Below are 24,549 nucleotides of genomic sequence, written 5' to 3' on the forward strand. Positions count from 1 at the left end.
AGGTGTCATGATTATGTACTGCGTACAATGTGAACAAACGATCCGCACCCCTGCCGGCAACGGCTGCTCTTATGCACAAGGTATGTGTGGAAAAACAGCTGAAGTATCTGACCTGCAAGACCTGCTGGTGGCCGTGTTGGAAGGCTTGTCAGCATGGGCAGTCAAAGCTCGGGATTTAGGTATTATCGATCATCATGTTGATGCGTTCGCGCCAAAAGCCTTCTTCTCGACCTTAACTAACGTCAACTTTGAATCTGACCGCATTATTGGCTATGCCCGCGATGCCATTATCCTGCGTGAATCTTTGGTTAGCCGTTGTCGTGTAATTGATAGCAACCTGCAACTGGATCATCCAATGGCAAATCTGCAACTGGCCGCCACGCTGCCAGCTATTTTGCAACAGGCTACCGAATTTGCGCTGAACAAAGATAAAGCTGAAATTGGTGACGATATTCACGGCTTACGTATGCTGTGTCTGTATGGTCTGAAAGGTGCTGCTGCCTACATGGAACATGCGCTGGTTCTCGGTCAGCATGACGACGCCATTTATGCCGAATATCACCAGCTAATGGCGTGGTTAGGTACCAATCCAACGGATATGGCCACCTTACTGGATAACGCCATGAATATTGGCAAAATGAATTTCAAGATCATGGCGATTCTTGACCATGGCGAAACCAGCATTTATGGCGATCCTACCCCTACATCGGTTAACGTCAAACCGGTTGCCGGTAAAGCGATCCTGATATCGGGTCACGACCTGAAAGACCTACAAATGCTGTTACAACAAACAGAAGGCACCGGTATCAATATCTATACCCATGGAGAAATGCTTCCGGCCCATGGTTATCCTGAACTGCGCAAATATAAGCATCTGGTAGGTAACTACGGCAGCGGCTGGCAAAATCAACAAACCGAGTTTGCCAAATTCCCGGGGCCTATTGTGATGACGTCAAACTGTATTATCGATCCTAATCCGGGTAATTATATTGACCGTATCTGGACTCGCAGCATTGTCGGCTGGCCGGGAGCAAAACATCTTGAAGGTGATGACTTCAGTGCCATCATCGCTCAGGCTCACTCTCTGGCAGGTTTTCCTTATAGCGAAATCGAGCACTTAATCACCGTTGGTTTTGGTCGCCAGACTTTGCTCAATGCCGCAGATACCGTGATTGATTTAGTATCACAGAAAAAGCTACATCACGTATTTCTGGTTGGTGGCTGTGACGGTAGTCGCGGTGAACGTAGCTATTACACCGATTTTGCCCGTAGCGTTCCGCAAGACTGTCTGATCATGACGCTGGCCTGTGGTAAATATCGCTTTAACAAACTGGACTTTGGTACGCTGGAAGGGTTGCCTCGTTTACTGGATGTTGGTCAGTGTAATGATGCTTACTCCGCTATCATGTTGGCGGTTAAGCTGTCCGAAAAACTGGGTTGTACCGTTAATGATTTACCGTTGACTCTGGTACTTTCATGGTTTGAACAGAAAGCTATTGTCATCTTATTAACCTTACTGGCACTGGGTGTTAAAGACATCTATACCGGCCCAACAGCACCAGGTTTCCTGACGGATAACTTGTTAAATGTACTGAAAGAGAATTTTGGTATGCGTTCTATTACCACCGTAGAACAAGATATCAATGAAATTTTGGCTGCCTGATTAGGCATCATCCTGTGGAGGTGATCCTTCTCACCTCCACCTTATAGACTGAGTTTACCGTATGACAATGCCGACACCCCTTTGTCCTAATGCGATGCAAATACACAGTATCCGGCAGGAAACTGCCGATGTCTGGACACTGGAACTCATCGCTCAGGATTTCTATCCCTATCTTCCAGGTCAGTATGCCCTGGTTAGTATTCGCAATAGCGAAAGTACCCTCAGAGCCTATACGCTATCTTCATCCCCCGGATTAAGCCGCTTCGTTACTTTAACTGTGCGTGCATTACCCGATGGAGAAGGATCTTCCTGGTTAACTCAAGAAGTCAAACCCGGTAATACCCTATGGCTTTCCGATGCTCAGGGAGAATTTACCTACGCTAACGTAGCGGACAAACACTATCTGATGCTGGCGGGTGGCTGTGGCGTGACACCGATTATGTCAATGACTCGCTGGCTGTTAGCCAATCAACCTGAAAGCAATTTGATTGTTTTTTATAATGTGCGAACTCCGGCAGATGTGATATTTGCGCAAGAATGGCAGCAATTAGTTCAACGTTACCCGACTCAACTGACCTTGTATTTGATGGCCGAACATCAGGCAAATGAGGGTTATCTGTCTGGTCGGATTTCCCGGGAACTGATTGCTGAAAAGGTCGGTGATATTGCCACCCGTACAGTCATGACCTGTGGCCCGGCTGTCTATATGGATCAAGTAGAAGCTATCAGCTACGCATTAGGCATCAGTAATGAGCGCTTCCATAAAGAACAGTTTCATACCGCTGCCGAGTGTATTACCGGTAATGAACCCATGCTAAATATTTCGGTAATTCGCACTAACCAGCAGTTTACTGCACCGGTAGGTACCACCCTGCTATACGCGCTGGAACAGAATAAAGTACCGGTTATTGCCGCCTGTCGTTCCGGGGTATGTGGTTCATGTAAGACGCTAATTGTTAAAGGTCATTACACCACCACCAGCCAAATGAGCCTGACGGAAGATGAAATCACCCAAGGTTACGTGCTGGCCTGTAGCTGCCAGTTAACCGGAGATGTTGAAGTAGCCTGATATTTTGCACTACCAATAATATTCCCCTATAGCCGGTCAGATCACAGAGTATTAATACGTTAGATTCTGGCTGGCGATCCATTTTCAAGCACCTTTGTGTAACACAACACCCATCGCTTATTTTTTGCTATTCCCCTGAAAACCTAACTATTTCTTCTTTCTTATGCTACCCTTCACAACAGATAACAATTTATTAACCTAATAAAAACATATCAGGGTCACACTATGATGCCACAACGTATATTAATCCTCGGAGCCAGTGGGTATATTGGGCAAAACCTTATCCCCTATCTGACGGCGCAGGGACATCACGTTACTGCTGCGGCCCGGCGCATTGAGTGGCTAAAAGAACAACAAATCCCTAATGTTCATTGCCAGTATGTCGATCTATTTAAACCAGAAACTATCACTCCTGCACTGGATAACATTGATGTGGTCTACTATCTGGTTCACAGCATGGGCGAAAAAGCTGATTTTTTGTATAGCGAAAAAATGGCAGCGCAAAACCTGCAACAGGCATTAAAACAATCCGCTGTAAAACAGATTGTCTTTTTAGGCGCCATACAGCCGAAAGAAAGTGTCTCTTCTCAACACTTACTGGCGCGTCAAATCACCGGCGATACGTTACGTGACAGTGGCATTCCGGTAACCGAGCTACGGGCTGGAATTATCATTGGTGCTGGTTCTGCCGCCTTTGAAGTGATGCGAGATATGGTATATAGCCTGCCAATCCTTACGCCTCCCCGCTGGGTTCGCTCCAAATCATCCCCCGTAGCGCTGGAAAACTTGTTGGTCTATCTATCTGAGATTATCAATTATCCTTCATCAGAAAACCGGATATTTGACGTTGCCGGGCCGGAGTACATCAGCTACCAAAATATGTTTGAGCGTTTTATTAAAATTACCGCCAAGAAGCGCTGGATTATTCCTATTCCGCTGCCAACGCAGCTGATTTCCGTATATTGGTTGAATATGATTACCACCGTTCCAACCACCACGGCCAAAGCCTTGATTGAAGGTTTAAAACATAACCTACCGGCAGACGCAGAGCCTTTACAACAGCTGATTCCACAAAAGCTGATCAATTATGATGAAGCGGTTATCAGCACCATGCATAAAGAACAGTCAGCAGTAAACTCTGCCGACTGGGGATACGACCCAGAGGCCAGAGCTCGTTGGCGCCCCGGTTATGCCTTTTATCCTAAGCATGCAGGCTACACCATAAAAACCAAAGCCAGCGCCGAAAGCCTGTGGCAGGTTATTCAACAAATTGGCGGCCAGGAGGGTTACTTCTATGCTAATTATTTGTGGAATATCCGCGGTTGGATGGACGATATGATAGGTGGGGAAAAACGCTATGGCAGACCCGATAAAGAACAACTGGCAATAGGCGACCATATTGACTCATGGCGAGTGATTTCTATCAAGCCACTGCGTCAGTTAGCCATGCTATTTGGTATGAAAGCGCCCGGATTAGGTCGACTCACTTTAAGTATTAATGATAACAAACAGTTCAGGGAACTGGATGTTCGTGCCTGGTGGCACCCTGCCGGTTTTGGTGGGCTACTGTACTGGTTTGTAATGATGCCGGCCCATTTGTTTATTTTTAAAGGCATGGCAAAGCGAATTGCTTACCTGGCTGAGCAACTGGATAAGCAGTCTGACGCTGAAAACGATCGCTCTTAATCCGGTTGACCGCTGTTTTCAAAAGCGGCCTGCCATCAGGAACGATATTTTTCCAGTAAAGCATCAAGAATCGCTAAGGTTTCCGCATCCGGAATGCCTGAGTAGTTAGCCTGCCGAAAATGCATCTGAAATGCCTTAACCACCCTGCGGGTTTCATCATCCAGAACACCATTTGAAGGTACCTGATAACCATAACGATTCAGGTTATTTTGCAGCGCCGCAATATCCGGGGCTTCCTCTAATTGACGAATCGCTAAATAGTGGCTCACTCGCTCGTCATCCGGCCATGCACCAATGCCTGCCTGCGCCAACTTTTGCCATGGGAACAGCGGGCCAGGATCAACCTTACGCTGGGGAGAAATATCACTGTGGCCCAATACATTCTCCGGCTTGATTTGATTACGTTTGATAATGTCATCAGATAAAGCAATCAGTAATGCAATTTGTTCATCGGTATAGGGCTCCCAACGCCGTTCGGCTCCCACTTTATGATAACCCGGATTAACCAGTTCAATACCTACCGAAGTATCATTCAGATTCATGCGACCACGCCAAAAGCTGGCGCCAGCATGCCAGGCTCTACGATTTTCGGGCACCAGTTGCAACACGACCGGCTTCCCTGAAACCTCATCCGGCAAAGGATTGATCAGATAATGCACACTGACATTCTCCCCGGTTAATACCGTTAATGAATTCGCTTCATCCTCTGCCGTATAGTGAAAAATCAGGAAATTAACTCGTGGCTCATTCCCCATGGCAATATGGCTGTCATCCACCCAATAGCTTCCGCGATCGTGAACAGCACTACAGCCCGAAATCAGCCCTGCTATCACCGATATGATGAGAAAACAGACAACACGCCCGTACCTGAACATAACCTGACCTTTACATTAACCATTAGCATTTTGCAGATAGTATAAAATAATAATTTATCTTTTAATAAGTTAACTTTACCTGTCTTTAACACATTGTATTCCTGAGATTATCCAACCAATCCGGGCAAATATGAGATCCCATTCTTTTTTTGTTGCGAGAAATATCAAAAAAGACTCTATTTTAGCTACCAAAGCAGGCTAAAACCTGATTTACTTAGGACAATTTTGTAATCGCCACCGTTTGAGAAAGGACTCTAATGACGCTCTTCTTGCAAAACTGTTTAGCTTTTCCGGTTATCATTTTCAGCGGCCTGTTATTAATCGTCCTGTTCTATTGGATATGTGCTTCTTTTGGCCTGCTGGATATCGATATTCTCAATATTGATGGTATCGACGCCGACATTGATGCTGGTGATATTTCCGGCATTGCCGGCTGGATGACTAAACTCGGTCTGGCAGGTATTCCCCTCACTATTATTATCACCTTCATTACCTTAATTGGCTGGCTACTCAGCTATTTCACTGTCCATTTGATGCTACGTTTTATTGAAACAGACATTCTCCGTTATCTGCTGGGAACTGTTGCTCTGTTTCTGATCGGTTTTATTGCTCTACTGATTACCTCATTTCTGTTAAGACCTTTACAACCCAAATTAACCAAAATGAAACAGGGTCAGGGAGTAAAGAATTTAATCGGTAAAGTAGCTGAAGTGCGTTCTTCCGTAGTCACTGAACAACGCGGAGAGGCCCTGATGGAAGATGGCGGTGCTGGCCTGATATTACAAATTCGTGCACCACAAGATGCCGAAATAGTCAGAGGAGATCGTGTGGTACTTATCAGTTACGATACGGCAACTAACAGCTATAACGTCGTCAGTGAGCTTGAATTTAACCGGCTTTAAAACAGAACATATCTTAATAATCTATCGCAGGAACCTTTGATGAATTCACTGAGTTCCAATACCTTTCCTGCGCCAGATTATTGTATCTAATTAGTCGTATGAAAACCCCCTGCTCAACTCAGGGATGAACAAAAGTAACGTAAGGCCACGTGAGACGGTAATTAACCAGTCAACAGCCTGAATAACATGGAGAAACACCTATGGCTATGGCAGAACTAATGCCGTTCTTAACCATTGTTGCAGTGATCATTGTTGCAATTCTGGGTCTGTTTGGGCTGTTTAAAGCGTTTTATATTAAGGTGCCACAGGGAACAGCCCTGATCGTCAATGATATGTCATCACAGCCGAAGGTTCACTTCACTGGTGCATTAGTCTATCCGGTCATTTACAAGAAAGAGTTTATGCGTATTTCTTTACTGACACTGGAAGTTGACCGCCGTGGTAAAGATGGTTTGATCTGTAAAGATAACCTGCGTGCTGACATTACCGTTGCCTTCTACCTGCGAGTAAATGAGACTACCGAAGACGTACTGAAAGTCGCTAAAGCTATCGGCGTAGATCGGGCATCCGATCATCAGGCAGTCAGTACCCTGTTCAGCGCCAAATTCTCTGAAGCGCTAAAAACGGTAGGTAAGCAATTTGAGTTGGCTAAACTGTTTGAAGACCGTCAAAACTTCCGCGATCGTATCGTAGACGTTATCGGTAAAGACTTAAACGGCTATGCGTTAGAAGATGTCGCCATTGACTATCTGGAACAAACGCCGAAAAGCTCCCTCGATCCAAATAATATCTTCGACTCCGAGGGTATTCGCAAAATTACTGAAATCACGGCTATTCACAATATCGAAACTAACCAGAAAGAGCGCGATCAGGAACTGGCAATTAAGAAGAAAAACGTGGAAACCCGTGAAGCCAGTCTGGCTCTTGAACGCCAACAGGCTGATGCGGAAGCCCGCCAACAGCGTGAAATCGAAAGTATTCGTGCCCGAGAAGCAGCCGAAACTCTGCGCGTAAAAGAAGAAGAGCGTTTGAAAGCTGAGCAGGCCCGAATTCAGACTCAGCAAGAAATCGAGATTCGTGAAGAAAACCGTCTGCGTGAAGTTGAAGTTGCGCAGCAGAACCGTACTCGTGCCGTAACCATTGAAATCGAAAAAGTAACTCGCGCGAAAGATCTGGAAATAGTCTCCCGTGAGCGGGAAGTTGAGTTACAGCGTATTGAAAAAGAGAAAGCGCTGGAAGAAGAGCGTAAAAATATTGCCAACGTTATTCGTGAACGTGTCGCGGTAGAAAAGACCGTAGCTCAGGAAGAAGAACGTATTAAAGAAGTTCGTATGGTTTCTGATGCTGACCGTCAGAAACAAGTCACCATTATTCAGGCACAGGCAGAAGCCGAGCAAGAACTGGTGCGTCAGGTTAAACAAGCTGAAGCAGATGAAAACAGCGCCAAGCACAAAGCGTTAGAAATTAGCACCATGGCTCAGGCAGAGCTGGAAGCCGCAGCTAAGCAGGCTGAAGCCAAGAAACGCATGGCAGAAGGTATTGAGGCAGAACAGGCCGCACTGGGATTAGCAGAAGCACGAGTTCGTCAGGCTCAGGCCGAAGCGGAAGAGAAAGAAGGCTTAGTACAGGCAAATGTCACCGCTGAAAAACTGCTGGCTGAAGCCCGTGGTAATCAGGAAAAAGGTCTGGCACAGGCTCGTATTCAGGAAGCTCAGGCTGCCGCCTCTGAGAAGCAAGGTCTGGCAGAAGCCAAAGTGCTGGAAGAGAAACTAACAGCTCAGGCTCGTGGTGATGAACAACAGGCTCTGGCGAAAGAAAAACTGGGTCTGGCGGATGCTAAAGTTCTGGAAGAGAAGCTGGCAGCACAAGCCCGTGGTGAAGGCCAGTTAGGTTCAGCTCAGGCAGAAGTAGTTCGTCAGCGCCTGAAAGCAGAAGCAGATGGTTTAACCGATAAATTTACCGCTATGGGTAACCTTAATACTACCGCTCGTGAGCACGAAGAGTTCCGTATGCAGCTTGAAAAACACTTCGAGCAGGCCATGGCCTCTATTGCGGCAAACAAAGAGATCGCCAGAGAACAAGCCGATGTTCTGGCCGCGGCATTAAGTAAAACCAATATTGATATCGTGGGTGGTGACGGTAGCTTCTTTAATACCTTCTCCAAAGCGCTCAGCGTTGGTAAAGCCATTAATGGCGTAGTCGATAAGAGCCCATTGGTACAAGACGTAGTTCAAAAGCTGATGAGCAGCAAAGAAGGTCAAAAGCTGGATCTGGAAAGCCTGCTGCAAAATCCGGAAGTTCGCGATTTAATTCAGCAGTTCACCACCGCTAAAAAACTACCAACTGTTACAACTGGCTCTCGTTCTATTGAAGAGTAATTGATCGAGCTGGCTACCGTTGTATTTACGGTAGCCAGTTATTTTTTGCGTTAACTAAGATAAGCCGTTTATTAAAACGATTTATCTTAGTTAATTTCTCCGAACACTATGATGGCGCTTCACTCTACAGGACGTTTGCCATGATACGGAACAATGACTAACGCGACGAAAGCAAACATTGATCAAGGGAACGTTAAACGCCATGTCAGATAACCAAGTGAATAATCGAGATCGAGAATTACTGGATAACGCCGTTGCAGAAGGCGGTGCCTACGATATTTTACGTAAACGTTTATCTGAACAGGGTCAGCAACTGCATGAAAAAGCCTGGACCCTCAACGAGCGGCGCCTGGCTGAATTTGGCAAAAGCCAGATGGATATCATCGGTCGAATTCGTATTCGTACTGAAAATAACTGTGTTGCTCGCGATATCGTCCGCGTTGGTGAATGGCTGCTGTTTGGCTATAACGTATTTATTGGCCTGAAGAAAGAAACCCGAATTGAGGATGTTTTTTCGCTATATCGTTTAACTGAACAAAACGGGGAGTATGATGTTGAACCCGTTGCACTGAGCGGAACTTTCCTGAACATCACCAGCTTTGTTCAGGATTTCAATGAGCTTTATACCTATTATAAAAATACTCAACTATTACAACTGGTAGAACGCGACGGTAAACTCCTCGCCAGCTTCCAGATTGGTGAACGCATCACTGATATTCGTGTGTTCCGCTGGTCCATTTCCAGCGATAAAAAAGAAATTAAGTACATTGATAATCGAGGCGAACGAGATATCGCTCTGCCACCAGCCTACGATTTCGAATGGCATAAAACCACCCGCGAAAATACCGTCAATGGCCGCTATCCACATATGAATATTCTGGATACGGTATTTGTTGAAACGATTGGTGGTGACCTGACCATCAAATGTGAAAACAACACCGAAGATGGTCTGGGTATCTACCGGGAAGCCGTTCTGGATAAAACCCAATCGCTGGACGATGCGCAAATTGAATATGCACAAACGGGCAGTCTAATCCTGCTGAAGATCCTACCCTATAGGGAAGAAAGCTGGCGCTATCTGGTATATAACACCCTGACACAAACTGCCCAACGAATTGATGCTATTGGTTTAGCCTGTATTCAGTTGCCCGAAGATCACGGCATTATTTTCCCCGGCGGTTACTATCTGCAAAATGGTGAATACAAAACCTTCGACCAGCCAATGACCGGTATGCGTTTTCGCCGTATTCGTCGTTCACCTAATGGTGAAGACGTGCTGTATATTTTTTACGAACCAAATTTTGGTCGCATCGCCCTGTTCAATTACAACATGATTGAACGTAAGCTACAGAACCCATTGTTTGGTCATGGTTATGCCATGTTGGAAGATGGCCGCATGGTGCTGTTTGAAGGCCAGTCAGATGAACCCACCCGCATTCATCCAATGCAAGTTTGGCAAACCCCCTTCTATTCTGATGAGTATGCCGCCCTTCAGCCTGCAAAAAACAGTTTCTTTGGTCGCATCGGTAATGCGGAATTGGTGCGTGGTATTTCTGACTTGTACCACATCGCCAGAGAGATCGAACAACAACAAATCTCTTCCCAGCTGTATGAAAAACTCTCTCTGGATGCTAAACGATTAATTGATATCTATTACTGGCTAAATGATGAACATAGCCTGCATGCCTCCATTTTGCTAAAAGAGATTGCCAATACCGGTGAGCTGGTACTGGACGAATATGAAAAAGTAGAAAGTATTCGCCGCCAGTCCTCCCGGGCAATGAATGAAGCGACCAGCCGTCAGAAACAGCTGTTATCCTCCATGCTGCCAGACAGCTGGATTAATGCACAACAATTTGTTGACGCGTTGAATGAACTCAACGTGCAACGTGGTCATCTGATCACCCTGCGCGATTACCGCTATATTGATTTAGCCAGCCTGGATGAGATGGAACAGCAACTGACTGCCAGTCAGGAGCGTATCTCTCTTGCTACCGCCGAATTTCTCGCCAGTGAAAAGGCGCTTCAGCCTTTTACCCTACAGCTGCAGGAACTGGAGAAACAGACTCAGGAAGCACGCAACAGCGCCCAACTTAATGAGCCGCTGGCAGGTATGGATAAAATGTCGGCGGATCTGGATATGTTATCTAATCTGATGGCATCACTGAAATTTGAAGACACCACTCAGCAAACCGGCATTATTGAATCTATTTCAGAGATTTATGCCCGCCTGAATCAGGCCCGGGCTCGCCTGCAACAGCGTCGTAAAGAGCAAGGCTCCGTTGAATCTGTCGCACAGTTTGGTGCTCAATTTAAGTTATTCAGCCAGGGGATTACCAATGCCTTAACGCTGGCATCAGATCCGGAGCGCTGTGATGAACAGCTTTCACGCCTGCTGGTTCAGTTAGAAGAGCTTGAGAGTCAGTTCAGCGGCCAGGAAGAGTTTCTTGGTGATATTCTTAGCAAACGTGAAGAGCTGCTGGAAACCTTCGAAACCCATAAGCAATCTCTATTAGACGAACGCCAACGTAAATCGCAAAATCTTCAGGTAGCCGCTGAACGTTTATTAGATAGCCTCCGTCGCCGAACGGCTAAATTCCTGACGCTGGACGAACTAAACGCCTTCTTTGCCGCCGACCCACTATCGCTGAAAACCCGTGAAATCATTGAGCGCCTGCGGGAGTTGAAAGACAGCGTAAAAGCTGACGATATTGACGCCAAATTTAAAGCCGCGCGCGATCAGGCAATACGCAGCCTGCGTGATAAGTCAGAGATTTTCGAAGACGGTGGCAGCGTTATTAAACTGGGGCCACGCCATCGCTTTAGCGTTAATACTCAAGAGTTAGATCTCACCATCCTACCTCGGGGTGAACAACTTTATCTGCATTTGACCGGTACTGATTATCAGGAACCTATTGATAGCTCAGAGTTAGAGGCACTAAAAGATTACTGGAATATCGCTATTGAATCAGAGTCACCGGAAGTCTATCGGGCTGAGTACCTCGCCTATTCACTGATCTATGCCGCCAGTAAAGAGCAAGATGGACTGACTTTCGACCTGCTCAAAGCCCAGCAAAATCAACCAGAAATATTAGAGAAAACCGTACGTGATTTCGCTGCCCCCCGCTATAAAGAGGGGTATGAAAAAGGGATTCACGACCATGATGCGGTTGCAATTCTACGCAAGCTACTACCGGTTGGGGAAAGCGCCGACCTGCTGCGTTTCAATCCACTGGCTCGTAGTCTCGCCGTTTTGCTATGGCAATATAAGTACTCAGAAGAGTTACCATCCCTGTGGCCTGAACGCGCCCGTACCAGCCTGAATATTAAACAACTATTCCGCAGCGATGCCGGTCTGCTAGACCTACAGGCAGAAATAGAAGCGGAACTCAGTCTGTTTCTGGAACAGTACCCTATTCCTTGCCAACCGTATCAGCAGTCACAGGCGGCTGAATACCTTAGCCTGGTCTTGGGGAGAACACCATTAGAGTTCAGCTTTAGCAAATATGCTCGTACCCTGTCGGAAGGATTACAGGCTCAGTTGGAAAAAGCTCACATGTGGAGTGATTTTAGTCACTCACAACAAAACCTGGGTAATCGCTTATCTCAACGTTGGATGCTGATAGAAAACTGGCTAAAGGGATTATGTTCTCTGCCTGAGTATCAGGGACTAACCGAATATATTCCGGAAGCCGTGGTACTGATGTTACTGGATAAATCAGTCATTACCCGCTTCAGTGAAGTTGATTTACATTTCAGCGTCAGTGACCTGATGGGGGAACACCCTCGCATTCAACAGCAGACGCTAACCTTAAGTCTGGATGACTATTTCAGCCGTATGCGCTACCAGCGTAAGGTATTTATTCCTGCCTACCAGCGTTATCAATCAGTCAGACAACAAGTATTAAATCAGCAACGCAATCAACTGCGTTTACATGAGTTTAAAGCACGCCCTCTGAGCTCTTTCGTACGTAACAAACTGATTAATGATGTTTATCTGCCTATCATTGGTGACAACCTGGCGAAACAGATTGGGGCCATTGGTGAAGGTAAACGAACTGACCTGATGGGGCTACTGTTAATGATCTCCCCACCGGGTTACGGCAAAACGACTCTGATGGAATATATTGCTAACCGCCTGGGTCTGATTTTTATGAAAATCAACGGGCCAGCATTAGGTCATGATGTTCTTTCTCTGGATCCGGAGCAGGCGCCTAACGCTACCGCTCGCCAGGAGTTAGAAAAACTCAATCTGGCATTAGAGATGGGCAACAACGTGATGTTATATGTTGATGATATTCAGCATACTCATGCGGAATTTTTACAGAAGTTCATCTCATTATGTGACGGTACCCGGCGTATTGAAGGGGTCTGGAAAGGTAAGACTAAAACCTATGATATGCGCGGTAAAAAATTCTGTGTTGTGATGGCTGGTAACCCTTACACCGAATCCGGTGACGTCTTCAAAATCCCGGATATGTTGGCAAACCGCGCGGATATTTATAATCTGGGTGAAGTATTAGGCGGTATGGAAGAGGCATTCGCTCTCAGCTATATCGAAAACAGCCTGACCTCTAATCCTGTGCTGGCTCCTATGGCACTGCGGGATATGAATGACCTCTATCTATTAGTCGATAAAGCACTGGGTAAACCTTTCTCCAGTAATGCTCTTAGCCACCAATATAGCGAAGCTGAAATTAGTGAGATTGTCGCTATTCTTGAACGTATTATGGCTATGCGTGACGTGGTATTAAAAGTGAATCAACAGTACATTGCCAGTGCGGCACAGTCTGATAAATACCGTACCGAGCCAGCCTTCAAGCTACAGGGTAGCTATCGTAATATGAACAAACTTAGTGAGAAAATTTCAGCCGTTATGAACCCGGCAGAAGTCCGTCGAATCATTGACGACCACTATTTAGGCGAGGCGCAGTTACTCACCAATGGCGCTGAAGAAAACCTGCTAAAACTGGCTGAAATCCGCGATATGATGTCCCCTGAAGAAGAAAAACGCTGGGCTCAAATTAAGCATGACTTTATGAGGAATAAATCATTAGGTGGTGACAATACAGATATCGGAGGACGGGTTGTTGCACAGTTAGCCGATCTGGTTGAAAGCGTTCAGGCCTTAAGGAATTAGAACAGCAGTGAAACTGTGGATACAACAGCGCATTAAAATCCTGAGTCTGATAACCGTCATTCTCGTTGGTTTACAATTGGTGAATACGCTGACCGGTGGGTTTCTGAACCATTTTGGTATTCTGCCCCGTTCAGCCCAGGGATTATTGGGTATTTTATTTTCGCCTTTTTTACATCAGGACTGGCAACACTTATTAAGTAATTTACCCATATTGCTTATCTTAAGTGCACTGTTATTAACGCACTCGGTGCGTTACTACATTAGTGCCAGCGCTTTTATTATTTTATTCGGTGGACTGCTGGTATGGGTTTTTGCCCGTAGTGCTATTCATATTGGTGCCAGCGGCTGGATCTTTGGCTTATGGATGTTATTGCTGGCAAACGCATTCACTCGAAGAAAAATACTCGATTTTATTTATGCTGTATTAATTCTTCTTTATTACGGAGGATTAGCTTCAGGCTTGTTGCCAGGTGCCCCGGATATTTCCACCGAAGGCCATATTGCTGGCGCTGTGGCTGGTCTCTGTTTTGCACTGATAACCAGAAAACTTATTCCAACCAATAAGACAAACACCCCTTAGCTTTATAAAAAAGCTAATAAAATTACATTTCAGGATGATTATCTGCCTAAATCACTGTGAACGCGGCATTATCACAAGACACCCTTATATCTTTCCCATCAAAAAAACTAATCTTCCGGTTTTAGCTAACAAATTTGACATTAACGTCTTTATTTTACTTTCTGATTACCGCAAACTATCAGCGCTTTATACTAGCGTCTCGTTCGAAATTAGAATAATTAAAATATACCGCGGTTTCGTTCGAATACATAAGTTTTGGTAAGCAGAATCTATTTACTTATCTCATTGATTTATGGATGAAAGCAGGTTATGGATAATAAAGAACTCGAGCACTATCTTGAAAATACTCTGGCAGATTTAACCTTAAGTCAGAGCGAACGCGTAAAACTGAGAGAATTAAGTCAGGTTCTGGATACTGAGCAATCTGGATTTATGCGTAATCGCGCTTTTGATTTAGTTCGGGCTCAATTAAATGCCGCACCGGAAAATCTTCAGCCAGTATTAAAGTGGCTGGAAATGGTGATCAAAACCATTGATATTGCTAACCAACGCCAAAAAGTCACCTCTTCTGCCTGTTTTTCACCGGGAGATAGCTGCCGAAAAAAAATCTGTGAAATACTGGCACAAACCACATCAAAAGTAGATATCTGCGTATTTACTATCGCCGACGATATCATTACAGAATCAATCCTTGCCGCTCATCAACGTCAGGTTCAAGTAAGAATTATTACTGATAACGAAAAATCTGAGGATGATGGCAGTGATATTGAGTATCTACAGCGTAAAGGTATTTCGATTGTGATGGATAATAGCCCCTATCACATGCATCACAAATTTGCCATGTTTGACGATCGCTACTTACTCAATGGCAGTTTTAACTGGACCAGAAGTGCATCCCAATATAATTATGAGAATATTCTTGTAACTGATTCCCCTACGCTACTCGCCTTTTATCAACAGGAGTTTACCCGGCTGTGGCAGCGATTCAGTTAATGATGAAATCAGGGAAAACGTGGGGAATGGAAGCGGTAAACTGGTGGTTGGCTTTTCAGTTTACCCCCCGTAAAAAGGCAGATATACTTCAAAACAAAGGGAGTATCACACTGCGCAATGATTGCATACCGTTTCTATTCATTATGCCTGCTATGCAATCCCGTGACTTTCTCCATACAACAGAAATAATATGAATAATAAAATCAAACGCTTTATTTTTTGTAGTGGCATTGTTTTTACCCTGGCAGCCTGTTCGAATCCGCCATCACGCCAAAACTTTGATTACTCACTTTCGCAAGGACAACTCGAATTAGCGCAGAAAATTGCATTAGAAGAAGGAGTCGCTTCTGACGCAGATATAGCTACTGAGTTGCTATGGTCTCTTGAAGCAGGTTCATTGTTGCGGATGAACAGTGAATTGGATCGTTCAACCAAAGTTTTTGATACCAGCGAAACGTTGATTAAAGAAAATGAAACACAAAATCTGGCAGCGTCCGGATTTAGTCAAGCCGCTTCGATGGTGGTTAACGATAACATTATGAGCTATACCCCCCGGGTATATGACCGCGTAATGGTTAACACATACAAGGCATTGAATTTTTGGCAGCAGGGTAATTTTAATGATGCCCGAGTAGAATGGAATCGGGTTGACGATCGTCAACGTCGTGCAGCTGAGTACTTCTCCAAAGAGATTAATGCGCAAAAAGATAGTGTGAAGAGTAACAACCTGAGCGATACCTATTCTGGCGCAATGGAAAGACTGGGAGATTCAGGAATTGATGTCGCTAAATGGGCACCTTACGATGGCTATATCAATCCGGCCTCGCTTTACCTGCACGGCCTGTACTTTTTGATTAATAACGAAAGTGCTGCCGATCTGAATAAAGCCAAGGAGAGTCTGAAACGTGCCTATGCTCTGACCCGCAGCAAACAGATCCGCGCCGATCTTAATCTTGCTAACGGTGGTCGCAAAGTTGCTCCTGGCGTTTGGATTGTGTTTGAAAATGGTACCGCAGCTTATAAAGTAGAACGCCGCATTGACCTACCACTGTTTTTAGTGACCAGTCGTGCTGTCTATACCGGTATTGCATTGCCAACGCTTGAATCCGGTAGCCCGGCGTATCCTTATCTTTCAGTCAACGGAGGGAGACAAACGGAATCATTCGCCAACATGGATAAAATTATTCAGGGTGAATTTAAAACGGAATTTACAGGTATTCTGATCAAAGAGTTGACGCGTGCCGTACTAAAAACTGCGGCTCAGGCGTCGATGAGAAACTCTGATAATAAAACCGTCAGAATACTTGGAGCTCTTACCGGTATCGCCCAAGCGGTCACTACACAGGCAGATATTCGTAGTTGGCATACCCTACCCTACGAGTTTCAGGTAACCTATGTGAAATGGCCAAAAGATGGGCAGCTTCAGATTAATCCATCAGGTGGTGCTGCTATTCAGGTTGATTTACCAGCAACGCCTCAGCCGGTAGTGGTTTATGTAAGGGCATTGAATGCGAATACGGTTCCACAGGTCAATCTGTTAACCAGTAAAAACGCAATCTAGCTCTGTTTAACAGGCAGAATTATCATTCTAATCATTAAACTGTATTGAGAACTTTCATGATGAAAATTTTAAACAAAAAAACGCTTCTTGCTGCGGCTGTTGCTTTCTCACTGGTTGGTTGTGCTGAACAAGGCGCATACTATGTTGACAGCAAAAATGACAGCGTAGCAGTTATGGGGCTGGATTATAAAGACTTTGAAATGGCAGCTACCAATATGGTTGATGACATGCTGAGTTCCGATCTGCTGGTTCATCCTCAGGGTGGTCGCTATGTATTAACCGTAACGGGTATTGTGAACGATACCAATCAGCGCATTGATACCGACCAGTTGACTAAAAAAATTCGTACCAGCCTGTTAAATTCAGGACGTTTCGTAGTGACTACTGCCATTAACGCGAATGGGCCGGAAGATGAAATGACTCGCAAAGTTCGTGAACTGCGTAAATCAAAAATGGTTAACCAAAAAACAGTGAAGAAAGACGGACGTGTTATCGCACCTGACTTCTCATTAACCGGTAAGATCATTCAGCAGAATCAACGTGTAAACTCCAGCACTCAACAAGTTGAGTACTATTTCCAGCTAACCCTGACCAATCTGGATGATGGTTTAGCCTATTGGGAAAAAGAGTATCCAATCATCAAGCGTGGCGACAACCGTACAGCTAGCTGGTAATGATTGTCTGGCGTAATGTTGCGAATTAATTCGCAGCATTACAAAACCAACTTAATCCATTAGGGATGTCCGAATGAAAAAATGGATCCTGGTACTTGTCGCTTTCTTCGCGTTTTCATCTGCTGCTTATGCAAAAATTGAAACCGTTGAAGCACAAGGATACGGTGAAACCTACGAAAAAGCAGTTGATGCCGCACTGGCCGATGCCGTTCGTCAGGTTAATGGAATGACCGTTTCAACACAGTCAGAACGTGCTGGTAACTATGTTCGCATCAATGATAAAAGCGATGCTAGTGGTGATGTTAAAGGTACCAGCGTTCAGGACGACCAAAATAAAGATGATTCCTTTCTGAGTAATAAGAAAGGTAATAGTACTTATACCGAAAATATCAACATCAACGCTGCTGCGAACAGTAATCGTGATGTTACGGTCAATGCCGGCCAGAGTGCACAAATCAATACTCAAAGTGCGGGTATCGTTAAAGGGTATAAAGTAAAAACCCGTGATTGTGATACTAAGGGCTGTACGGTTGTCTTAACTGTTGAGGTTGATAAAGTTGAACGTAAAACTTCACAGGCATCTTCTCAGCGTGACCGTTTAGCCATTATTACTACAGGCAACCGTAGTCGTTCAGCCTTTGCCAATACGCTTCGTCAGGAAATCACCGATCGCATTGTACAGTCACAACGTTTTACCGTACTGGATCGTAGTGCTACTAACGAAAAAGCCTTTGCTCAGGAAGAAAAGATGTTGGAAGGCCGTTCTGATAATGCCGCCAGCGTCGGGCAAACAGCCCTGCTTGCTGACTATATTCTGGTCATCAATGTCACTGAAGCGGGAGTGAAAACAACCACTAAAGTCACCAGCGTTGATTTAACCGGTGAGTTTGACGTTAGTAGTTCGCACAGAACCAAAGTAACCGTACGCTATTCCCTACTGGAAGCGGCAACCCATGGTATCCAGTGGTCTGACTCCAGCGTATTTGAACAGGGTGGCAGATATATTGAAACTGCCCGTAAGCAGATCAGTGATGTAATTGCCGATAAAATTGTCAATAAACTGACACCAGCCAAAGTGGTTGCTGTGACTAACGGTCAGGTAGTCATTAACCGTGGTGAAGCTATGGTTTATGACGGTGACCGTTTTGATATTTATTCTCAAGGCGAGCAATTGGTCGATCCAGATACCGGAGAAGTTCTGGGAGCTGCTGAAGAGAAAGTGGCAACTATCCTGATTACCAACATTAAAGACAAAATTTCTTACGGTATTGTTGAAAGCGGTAAGATCGATGTCATCGAGAAAGGTGCTGTTGCTCGTTTAGCTGCGCCGTTACCGAGTGAAAATAAAGCCCCAGCGGCTAAAAAGACGACGTCAACAAAACCTAAGGCAAAAGCCAAACCGGCCGCCAATGAACAGCGCCTGGGTGATTCAGGCGGCGTGTTTTTGAAATAGTCGTCATCAGCTACAAAACTTTATCAATAGCCAACCTCAGGGTTGGCTATTTTTTTAGTCTCGGTTTTTCTCACCACTCTGACATTTTCCATATCAAAAACGATGCAATCAACGGGCGATCAGCATTATTATTGATGGAATATTGTATCCCTTCTTGCTGAACACAATTTTCGCTAAATAGAGGATAAAATCAGTAGTGGGATTTAATCTGTTTAAATAACTGAAAACCTCAATCCATTTTGATTTGTTATTTAATGCGTTTTCCAATTAAACGCCCAATATTAGCTAACATATCCCTGACAACGACAATCAATGGTGCTGAATATGTTTAACTTTGATTATTACAACCCGACTCGCATTATGTTTGGTACCGAACGTATCAAAGACCTTGGTGCCCAATTACCTGAAGATGCCAAAGTGCTAATCACCTATGGTGGTGGAAGTGCAAAAAGGTATGGCACCATCGATGAAGTGATCCAATCATTAGGAAAACGAAAGTACATTGAGTTTGGTGGTATTGAACCCAATCCTCACTACGATACTTTGATGAAAGCAGTCGAAATCGTTAAAGCAGAAAAAATTGATTATTTGATTGCGGTTGGTGGTGGTTCTGTCATCGATGGTACTAAATTCATTGCTGCCGCAGTTTATTTTGAGGGCGATGCCTGGGAAACATGGATTAGTAACGCACCATTAAAACAAGTCTTGCCTATTGGCTGCGTATTAACTCTTCCGGCGACTGGCTCAGAGATGAATGGTACAGCAGTAATTAGTAATACCGCGCTCAATGCGAAGTTAAGTCATAAACATCCCCTACTCTTCCCACGCTTTGCCATTCTTGATCCAAGAAAATCTTATACACTTCCAACCAAACAAATGGCAAATGGTGTGGTAGATGCTTTTGTTCACGTTGCCGAACAGTATCTGACCTATCCGGTATATGGCAAAGTACAGGACCGCTATGCTGAAGGATTAATGTTAACCTTAATTGAAGAAGGTCTAAAAGCCTTAAAAGAACCTGAAAACTACGATGTCAGAGCCGCCATTATGTGGAGCGCCACTCAGGCGTTGAATGGCCTCATCGGTGTTGGTGTACCGCAAGATTGGGCCTCACATCGTATTGGATACTATTTTACTATCTACCATGGTCTTGACCATGCCCAAACATTAGCCATTCTTCTTCCTGCGGTATTAGATGTGCAGAGAGAAAATAAACGGCTAAAACTACTGCAATATGCAGAAAGAGTATGGCAACTCACTGAAGGATCTGACGAAGAACGGATAAATAGTGCGATTATTCTTACTCGCCAATTCTTTGAAAGTATGGGGCTACCGACTTATCTTAGAGCATACGGAATCCCTGAATCAGCTATTGAAGAAGCAATTAACTATTTAAAAAGATTTAATTTATTACCTCTCGGAGAGCATAAAGATATCTCAGTAATAGAAGTCCGAAAGATTTTAAGTTTAAGTTACTAGTACTAATCGGCAGAGAATAATAATACTATAAACGCTTGTTCATTCTCTGCCGACATACTATTATATATGCGTCAACGGGACGATACCGTCGATACTCTGGTATAATATTATTCACCAAGCAGTTTATCACCTAACGTAACATTTACTTATGCTAGTTTGGCTCGCTTGGGCTACCATTCAATTTAGTCTGCAATAAAAGTAAAATATAATGTGCGATATTGATTATTTAATGATGTTCCGCAAATGCTCTAATCACGATAGCTTAGAGCGCCTTTATGATAAATTAAATTATTCTTTAGTGGATAATAATGTATTAGCTAATATGTATCGTGCTGCCGATCATCGTCGTGCAGAATTAGTAGCAGGTAAACTATTTGACTTAGGTAAAGTACCTAAAACCATCTGGTCTCAGGTCAAATAATTTATTTTATAAATTAAGAATTGCTATTCATTATTTATCTTAATTTGGCTTGCTATCTGCATAGGTCAGCCAAAGTTTAAGTGTGCTTATTTGCACTTATAAATTATATGTATTTAGTAAGTTCGATAATGGTTTAGCGTTAGCTATCTCCGCAAGATAGCTAATGAGCTACCCGCAAACGTTCACCATCAAACCATCCTCCCATATATTCCTGTCTGCATAACTAACATATTAAATACAATATATGTAAATTCTATGTAACAAATTTTATTTAGAGTTACACACTTACATTAATAAGTGATCATATGGATATAAGACCTAATATAAAGAAATATAACATTATCTGAATGAAACCCTCCAACACTTAATTTTAATCATGAAATAACTATTGGCGTAATTTAGTAAAAAAGCCGCTATTATATATTGAGCTCATCTGTATTTTATTCTGTCCCAACTACTAATATTGGGGAAATACATTTATTCCATCCAAAGATAAACAGCACTTCAATAGATAACATTTCGAGAAACAATACACTATATTCCAGTCATTCCATTATTGCCTGCAGTTACATTACTCTTCATCGTTATTGATAAGAAACGCCCTGATTGAGTTACTTTCTATTAACTCAATATTGATACCCCATTTATCCAATTTTTTTGCATATCCCTCCAAAGCAAAGCTCTTCTATACTTATTGTTTAAGTCATCATCAGGACATCTTTTCATCAGAACGCATGATCAACCACAGAATGAGAGGTATAAATGAAGTATTGTTTATCAATGATATACAGCTTATTAATCACATTTGGGTTAGCTGGATGTGTGGTAACAGAAACTAGGGTAAGCCATCACTATGGTTCTAACGATCCGGCGATGACAGCTCAAAAATTTTATAGCCAGTACTTCATGAGCGGCAGTGCCGGACTTCCCACAGAAACTCAACTTGCCTCCTTTAAACCTTATATAAGTACGGCACTCTATCAATCACTGGAAGCAGCAAAGAAGCGTCAGCTTGAAGAGATAAAACGGTACCCTGACGAAAAACCATCACTGGTTGATGGCGATCTATTTTCCAGCCTGTTTGAAGGCCCTACTTCTGTTGATATACCCTCTATTCCAGTATTACCCAGCGCTAACAGTGTAACCTTGCAGGCGAATTTTACTCGTACAGAGCAAGGCAAAGACATTCTCCACTGGAGTGACGAAATCAAAATGATAAAGCAGAACGATAATTGGGTGATTGATGATTTGGTATATAAAGGTAACTGGGAATTTGCGGCTAAAAATACACTGAAAAAAACATTATCTAATCAATGAACAGCGAAAACATCTCCACCATTTTGTTTAACATCACGCCAATTTGTTCAGTTGATGAACACTCAAATTGAAGTTGATAATTTAGCGTTGACAGCCTGAATAGAGATGGATATGATTCGCCCCGTTCAGACGATTCCTCTGTAGTTCAGTCGGTAGAACGGCGGACTGTTAATCCGTATGTCACTGGTTCGAGTCCAGTCAGAGGAGCCAAATAACTATTTTAGGTAGTATGGATGCGTCCACACAAGACCTAGGATAGAAAAATATAGTTAGTTATCAATAGCCTCTCTTCCACTCACGTGCATGGAGGCTTTTTGACATCCAAAGAATTTGGGGGCTTAATTGGGGGCCTGTCGGTTTGATAAAAAACGGAGCCCCCACATGCCGCTTACAGATATTGCCATCCGCAGCGCCAAGCCCACTCATAAGCCTTACAAGCTCAGTGATAGTCTCGGCCTGTATCTCCTCATCAAACCCAATGGCTCAAAACTCTGGTACTTGAAGTATCGGATTGATGCGAAGGAACGTAAGCTTGCCTTTGGTGGGTATCCCACTATCACACTCAGCCATGCCCGCTCTCAACGCGAGTTAGCTCGTTTAACCCTGAGTCAGGGGCTCGATCCCAGTCTTCAAAAACAGCGGGAAAAACAGTCCAGGAAAAACGACCATACTTTTGAATCGGTCGCTCGCAAATGGGTTAAGAATCAGCATAAATGGTCAACGAATCGTTCGGCACGAACACTCAGAACGCTAGAGATGTATCTTTTTCAAAAGGCAGCCGGTGTTTGGATGACCGCCGGTTAAGGCGTTGCCTTGCAGGTCAGGGCAACTAGGGTCGTGATCGCCCGAAGGCGCTTCTTTCAGATCACTGGTGCAGATAAACCGCACGGAAGCTTTCGGGGTGTTGTCTGCGACAACGGTAGGACAAGAGGAAGTCTATAGGTATGAGCAAAAAAGAGGAGCGAAAACACTAAACGCGATGAAGAGAATTTTTATTGTGATGGGTAATTTGTACTAGCTCATAGCCGAACCGCGAGGTTGCCCATGAAGCAAAGACGTTAGTTGGTCGGATTCTAAATTTAGGATTTTGGCGACCTGACTATCACCTAGTTTTCTGTCCTTAATGATTTGGCGAAGGTGTCTTACAAACTCAGATTTGACCATGAGATCCTCGGCCAGCGCCCTCTCAATTTTTGACATAACGATCTCCTAAACTCGGTTTTCTTTTCTGATAGCGTGAAGGCCAGATTTCGGCAGGTTCACATTCCAGGGCCCTAGCTATCAGCATTTCACCCTTAGGCCAAGGCCTGATTAAGGCATTAGCTAGCGTTGAAGATGCTAGGCCTGCCTCTCTTGAAACCGCCGCCAGTGTTGTCCCCCGCTTTTTTAGGCCAGCAAGAATATCAGCCGGATGCCAGTCATTTTGAACCATTTGTTTTACTCCTCCATATAACGCATTCAACCAATTATCCTATTTTGGGATAATTGCGTAAATGGTTGATATTCGATTTTGGGATATCAATCAAGGTTAAAAAAATGACGTCAATTTATTCAGATGAATATCAATTGGTTATAAAAGCTCTTCGGGAGGTTAGAATTGAAAAAAACATAACTCAAGCAAGCTTAGCCCAGGCTTTAAAGCGACCCCAATCATTTATCGCTAAAGTGGAAAACGGAGAACGGAGGTTAGACGTGATCGAGTTCTTACATATTGCCTACTTACTATCCATAGAACCAGAAGCTATCTTGAAAGACATATTGACTAAAATTCAGTCAAAAACTCAGATTTGTCATATATCACGCAAACAATCCCATTTTGGGATTATTTGACAACTGATTGATATTTAATCCTAAAAACTGATGGGATTAAGTATATGGCTTCAATTTATTCTAATGAATATCAAATAGTTATTAAAGCACTCCGTGAAGCACGTATAGCCAAGGGGATCACGCAGGAAAGCTTAGCCCAAGCATTAGATCGTCCTCAGTCGTTTATCGCCAAGGTTGAAAATGGCGAGAGAAGATTAGATGTGGTGGAGTTCGTCCATATTTCTAGTTTGTTATCTCTTAATCCCGCAGATATTATCGAAAAAATCATCCCAAAATATACATATTTCGATAAGAAAACAAATTCCAAGAGGAAATAAATTTGGCCTTTGGGAAATATAAATCAGCATAAAAATATGCTTAACAGCTTGGCATAGACTATCCAATTGGGCCAGTTTGAGTTGACCACTATAATGATCATCCAATCACTATCCGCTATGTTTAATCTAATACTCAGCAAGGACACCGCCCTACCTAAAAATTCAGCCGTAAAAGTAAGTTCAGGATCAGATTTAATCAGGTCGCTAACCA

At 43.9% G+C, this 24,549-nt stretch carries 20 protein-coding genes and 1 tRNA gene; 18 read left to right on the forward strand and 3 right to left on the reverse strand.

What is annotated here, in order from left to right; genetic code table 11:
• Positions 1-13 precede the first annotated feature (13 nt).
• The 3 genes from hcp to I2494_RS14055 all read left to right on the forward strand — a co-directional run bounded on the left by hcp (position 14) and on the right by I2494_RS14055 (position 4,418).
• Positions 14-1,663 carry a hydroxylamine reductase gene (gene hcp, locus I2494_RS14045; protein ID WP_218467384.1) on the forward strand — a complete coding sequence of 550 codons (1,650 nt, stop codon included), beginning with the start codon at positions 14-16 and terminating at the stop codon, positions 1,661-1,663.
• Positions 1,664-1,724: 61 nt separating this feature from the next.
• Positions 1,725-2,732: an NADH oxidoreductase gene (gene hcr / locus I2494_RS14050; RefSeq protein ID WP_218467385.1), complete on the forward strand. Its 1,008-nt coding sequence runs from the start codon at positions 1,725-1,727 to the stop codon at positions 2,730-2,732.
• 225 nt (positions 2,733-2,957) lie between these two features.
• Positions 2,958-4,418 (forward strand): DUF2867 domain-containing protein, encoded by a 1,461-nt coding sequence (locus I2494_RS14055; protein WP_218467386.1) that lies wholly within the window; start codon positions 2,958-2,960, stop codon positions 4,416-4,418.
• Positions 4,419-4,453: 35 nt separating this feature from the next.
• Here the strand turns inward: I2494_RS14055 and I2494_RS14060 are convergent, their stop codons facing one another.
• Entirely contained in the window at positions 4,454-5,293 is an 840-nt protein-coding gene (locus I2494_RS14060; RefSeq protein ID WP_218467387.1) for an N-acetylmuramoyl-L-alanine amidase, read from the reverse strand.
• Positions 5,294-5,550: 257 nt separating this feature from the next.
• On the opposite strand from I2494_RS14060, the gene I2494_RS14065 reads away from it, so the two are divergent.
• From I2494_RS14065 to I2494_RS14125, 13 genes are all read left to right on the forward strand, one after another.
• Complete coding sequence (locus tag I2494_RS14065; protein WP_218467388.1) at positions 5,551-6,195, forward strand: ubiquinone biosynthesis protein UbiH; 645 nt, start codon at positions 5,551-5,553, stop codon at positions 6,193-6,195.
• 200 nt (positions 6,196-6,395) lie between these two features.
• Positions 6,396-8,573: a hypothetical protein gene (locus tag I2494_RS14070; protein WP_228350960.1), complete on the forward strand. Its 2,178-nt coding sequence runs from the start codon at positions 6,396-6,398 to the stop codon at positions 8,571-8,573.
• Between the two features lie 202 nt (positions 8,574-8,775).
• Complete coding sequence (locus I2494_RS14075; RefSeq protein ID WP_218467389.1) at positions 8,776-13,713, forward strand: DNA repair ATPase; 4,938 nt, start codon at positions 8,776-8,778, stop codon at positions 13,711-13,713.
• Positions 13,714-13,720: 7 nt separating this feature from the next.
• Positions 13,721-14,293 carry a rhomboid family intramembrane serine protease gene (locus I2494_RS14080; RefSeq protein WP_218467390.1) on the forward strand — a complete coding sequence of 191 codons (573 nt, stop codon included), beginning with the start codon at positions 13,721-13,723 and terminating at the stop codon, positions 14,291-14,293.
• Positions 14,294-14,602: 309 nt separating this feature from the next.
• On the forward strand, positions 14,603-15,286 hold the full coding sequence (locus tag I2494_RS14085; protein ID WP_218467391.1) for a phospholipase D-like domain-containing protein: 684 nt from the start codon (positions 14,603-14,605) through the stop codon (positions 15,284-15,286).
• A 190-nt stretch (positions 15,287-15,476) separates the two neighbouring features.
• On the forward strand, positions 15,477-16,847 hold the full coding sequence (locus I2494_RS14090) for a COG3014 family protein (protein WP_218467392.1): 1,371 nt from the start codon (positions 15,477-15,479) through the stop codon (positions 16,845-16,847).
• 56 nt (positions 16,848-16,903) lie between these two features.
• Positions 16,904-17,521 (forward strand): penicillin-binding protein activator LpoB, encoded by a 618-nt coding sequence (gene lpoB / locus I2494_RS14095; RefSeq protein ID WP_218467393.1) that lies wholly within the window; start codon positions 16,904-16,906, stop codon positions 17,519-17,521.
• Positions 17,522-17,594: 73 nt separating this feature from the next.
• Positions 17,595-18,974 (forward strand): hypothetical protein, encoded by a 1,380-nt coding sequence (locus I2494_RS14100; RefSeq protein ID WP_218467394.1) that lies wholly within the window; start codon positions 17,595-17,597, stop codon positions 18,972-18,974.
• A gap of 324 nt (positions 18,975-19,298) precedes the next feature.
• Positions 19,299-20,453 carry an iron-containing alcohol dehydrogenase gene (locus I2494_RS14105; protein ID WP_218467395.1) on the forward strand — a complete coding sequence of 385 codons (1,155 nt, stop codon included), beginning with the start codon at positions 19,299-19,301 and terminating at the stop codon, positions 20,451-20,453.
• A gap of 208 nt (positions 20,454-20,661) precedes the next feature.
• The gene (gene ydgT, locus I2494_RS14110; protein WP_228350961.1) at positions 20,662-20,874 is read left to right on the forward strand and encodes a transcription modulator YdgT; all 213 of its coding nucleotides are present in this window, start codon (positions 20,662-20,664) and stop codon (positions 20,872-20,874) included.
• Between the two features lie 822 nt (positions 20,875-21,696).
• Positions 21,697-22,191, forward strand: coding sequence for a DUF3828 domain-containing protein (locus I2494_RS14115; RefSeq protein ID WP_218467396.1), 495 nt, complete (start codon positions 21,697-21,699; stop codon positions 22,189-22,191).
• Between the two features lie 134 nt (positions 22,192-22,325).
• Positions 22,326-22,401 (forward strand) — tRNA-Asn (locus tag I2494_RS14120).
• A gap of 171 nt (positions 22,402-22,572) precedes the next feature.
• Positions 22,573-22,995 (forward strand): tyrosine-type recombinase/integrase, encoded by a 423-nt coding sequence (locus I2494_RS14125; protein WP_218467397.1) that lies wholly within the window; start codon positions 22,573-22,575, stop codon positions 22,993-22,995.
• A 210-nt stretch (positions 22,996-23,205) separates the two neighbouring features.
• Here I2494_RS14125 and I2494_RS20720 read toward each other — a convergent pair whose 3' ends face one another.
• Both I2494_RS20720 and I2494_RS14130 read right to left on the reverse strand, forming a co-directional pair.
• The gene (locus tag I2494_RS20720; protein WP_407657913.1) at positions 23,206-23,391 is read right to left on the reverse strand and encodes an XRE family transcriptional regulator; all 186 of its coding nucleotides are present in this window, start codon (positions 23,389-23,391) and stop codon (positions 23,206-23,208) included.
• Positions 23,378-23,623, reverse strand: coding sequence for a helix-turn-helix domain-containing protein (locus I2494_RS14130; protein ID WP_218467398.1), 246 nt, complete (start codon positions 23,621-23,623; stop codon positions 23,378-23,380). The genes I2494_RS20720 and I2494_RS14130 overlap by 14 nt, the downstream gene beginning before the upstream one ends.
• Before the next feature lie 104 nt (positions 23,624-23,727).
• On the opposite strand from I2494_RS14130, the gene I2494_RS14135 reads away from it, so the two are divergent.
• Both I2494_RS14135 and I2494_RS14140 read left to right on the forward strand, forming a co-directional pair.
• The gene (locus tag I2494_RS14135) at positions 23,728-24,021 is read left to right on the forward strand and encodes a helix-turn-helix domain-containing protein (RefSeq protein ID WP_218467399.1); all 294 of its coding nucleotides are present in this window, start codon (positions 23,728-23,730) and stop codon (positions 24,019-24,021) included.
• A 44-nt stretch (positions 24,022-24,065) separates the two neighbouring features.
• Positions 24,066-24,338 (forward strand): helix-turn-helix domain-containing protein, encoded by a 273-nt coding sequence (locus I2494_RS14140; protein ID WP_218467400.1) that lies wholly within the window; start codon positions 24,066-24,068, stop codon positions 24,336-24,338.
• Positions 24,339-24,549: the final 211 nt, after the last annotated feature.

The organism is Limnobaculum allomyrinae (assembly GCF_016649425.1).
Taxonomy (GTDB): domain Bacteria; phylum Pseudomonadota; class Gammaproteobacteria; order Enterobacterales; family Enterobacteriaceae; genus Limnobaculum; species Limnobaculum allomyrinae.

Coding starts and splice junctions, on each gene's coding strand:
- lpoB (WP_218467393.1), top strand. CDS start 16,904: ATGATGAAAATTTTAAACAAAAAAACGCTTCTTGCTGCGGCTGTTGCT.
- I2494_RS14135 (WP_218467399.1), top strand. CDS start 23,728: ATGACGTCAATTTATTCAGATGAATATCAATTGGTTATAAAAGCTCTT.
- I2494_RS14075 (WP_218467389.1), top strand. CDS start 8,776: ATGTCAGATAACCAAGTGAATAATCGAGATCGAGAATTACTGGATAAC.
- I2494_RS14140 (WP_218467400.1), top strand. CDS start 24,066: ATGGCTTCAATTTATTCTAATGAATATCAAATAGTTATTAAAGCACTC.
- I2494_RS14060 (WP_218467387.1), bottom strand. CDS start 5,293: ATGTTCAGGTACGGGCGTGTTGTCTGTTTTCTCATCATATCGGTGATA.
- I2494_RS14105 (WP_218467395.1), top strand. CDS start 19,299: ATGTTTAACTTTGATTATTACAACCCGACTCGCATTATGTTTGGTACC.
- I2494_RS14055 (WP_218467386.1), top strand. CDS start 2,958: ATGATGCCACAACGTATATTAATCCTCGGAGCCAGTGGGTATATTGGG.
- I2494_RS14100 (WP_218467394.1), top strand. CDS start 17,595: ATGAAAAAATGGATCCTGGTACTTGTCGCTTTCTTCGCGTTTTCATCT.
- I2494_RS20720 (WP_407657913.1), bottom strand. CDS start 23,391: ATGTCAAAAATTGAGAGGGCGCTGGCCGAGGATCTCATGGTCAAATCT.
- I2494_RS14070 (WP_228350960.1), top strand. CDS start 6,396: ATGGCTATGGCAGAACTAATGCCGTTCTTAACCATTGTTGCAGTGATC.
- I2494_RS14090 (WP_218467392.1), top strand. CDS start 15,477: ATGAATAATAAAATCAAACGCTTTATTTTTTGTAGTGGCATTGTTTTT.
- I2494_RS14085 (WP_218467391.1), top strand. CDS start 14,603: ATGGATAATAAAGAACTCGAGCACTATCTTGAAAATACTCTGGCAGAT.
- hcr (WP_218467385.1), top strand. CDS start 1,725: ATGACAATGCCGACACCCCTTTGTCCTAATGCGATGCAAATACACAGT.
- I2494_RS14125 (WP_218467397.1), top strand. CDS start 22,573: ATGCCGCTTACAGATATTGCCATCCGCAGCGCCAAGCCCACTCATAAG.
- hcp (WP_218467384.1), top strand. CDS start 14: ATGTACTGCGTACAATGTGAACAAACGATCCGCACCCCTGCCGGCAAC.
- ydgT (WP_228350961.1), top strand. CDS start 20,662: ATGTGCGATATTGATTATTTAATGATGTTCCGCAAATGCTCTAATCAC.
- I2494_RS14065 (WP_218467388.1), top strand. CDS start 5,551: ATGACGCTCTTCTTGCAAAACTGTTTAGCTTTTCCGGTTATCATTTTC.
- I2494_RS14130 (WP_218467398.1), bottom strand. CDS start 23,623: ATGGTTCAAAATGACTGGCATCCGGCTGATATTCTTGCTGGCCTAAAA.